Source organism: Streptomyces sp. MBT65 (assembly GCF_016612545.1).
Classification (GTDB): Bacteria; Actinomycetota; Actinomycetes; order Streptomycetales; family Streptomycetaceae; genus Streptomyces.
Genome location: NZ_JAENRY010000609.1, coordinates 1 through 1546, shown reverse-complemented (window position 1 = coordinate 1546; position 1546 = coordinate 1). Strand labels below are relative to the sequence as shown.

1 protein-coding gene is annotated in these 1546 nt (G+C 66.1%); it reads right to left on the bottom strand.

The features are described 5' to 3' along the window. Nucleotides 1–770 precede the first annotated feature (770 nt). Nucleotides 771–1277, bottom strand: a complete 507-nt coding sequence (locus tag JHN63_RS50945; protein WP_200691920.1) for a hypothetical protein — start codon at nucleotides 1275–1277, stop codon at nucleotides 771–773. Nucleotides 1278–1546 lie beyond the last annotated feature (269 nt).

The window sequence follows — 1546 nt, the reverse complement described above, 5'->3', positions numbered from 1 at the left end:
CATCGCCACCCTCGTCGACACCACCACCGAAGACAAAGAAGACAGAAACGAAGACGAAGACGAAGCAGACAACGAGAAAACAACAGAGAAAAACAAAACCAAAGAAACACAGAACACCAGAGCAAAAAACAACAAGGCAGCCTGACAACAACAAAAACAACCCACCCAAACCACACCACCTGGTGAGGAACGAAAGCAGCCAACGCGTACGACGTCACCAGCACGATGTGTTTGAGCAGCCCGCCGATCAGCCGACCTTCGGCGCGACCAACACTTCAGCATTCCCACAACGCGGTGACCGTCTGCCGTCGGCGCGGATCCGCGCGGAGAGGATGCCGACCAAGGCGGTCTTGCCGGGGCCGTTCGGCCTGAGGCCGCGAAGACCCTGCCAGCCGGGACGTGGAGTCGATGCCGTCGCGAACCGCCTTCTCCCCGTATGACTCGCGCAGACCAGTTGCCGCGATCGCGATGTCGCTCGGCACCGACGTCATGCCACAGAGCATGCGGCAGAGGATCAGCGGGCCCTCAAGCCGGTTTCAAGTGCCTTGCAGACAGCTTCAGGGGCCCACTCAGCCTGATGGCGACGCCAGTCCCTCGTGGCTGATCACGACGAGGACATCCCGCAGGGCACCGCTCTCGATCAGGGCGGCAGCGGCCTCCGCGAAAGCGAGTGCCCACTCTTCCGCACGCCTTTCCATACACGCTGTCCGGCCGGTCGGTCCCGAAGCGGCCGCAGGCGACGTTGAGGCCGGCAGCGGCCCCCGGAACGGTCACGCTGGGACCAGGGCGGTGAGCCACTCCGCTTCGCGTGGCCGGTACCCGTAGCGGTCCCGCAGCCCCGACACGATCGCCGGGACATGGCCCGCCCCGTAGACGACGGCCACCCGGAACCGCTCCTCGCCGTGCTCTGCCTCGATCTCGCCCAGGGCGTCGAGCAACCGCCGGTCGCGCCGATCGGTCATCGCGTGCTCCACAGGACTGTCGGCCAGCATCTCCGCCCGCAGTGTCGACGGCAGATCGTCGATCTCCCCGTCCACGTCGAGGAAGGCACGCGGACCGCGCAGCGCGAACACCAGACCCATCACCGGGGCCCCGACCATGAGCAGCACATACATCCACCGCGGCAGCGTCCTCAAGTCCGCGATCGCCTCCGCCGCGGTCACATCCGGGTTGACGACCGGAACACCTTCCGGAATCAGCAGATCGTCGCGCTGCTCCTGGAGACCGTTGCGCCGCCGGCGCGGCACGAACCGGTAGGCGAGCGTGAGGGCCCTCACCCCCGCGGATCTCCCCCGGATCCCCTCAAGCACGATGAGATCGCACTCCCTCAGCCTGAGACGGACCTGGGAGTAGAACGTCGGCGACGCCACATGCACCATCGGGAAGATCACAAACTCAAGCGGCGACCCCTTCCGCCGCATGGTGATCACGGCAGATCTCACGGCATACCCGGTCACCTCGATGATCTGCACGATCCCCCCGCCCGCGAACCCCGCCCGGCTGCGCTCCCACCCGCACCAGGACACGAGCCCGACCAGGCCCGCGG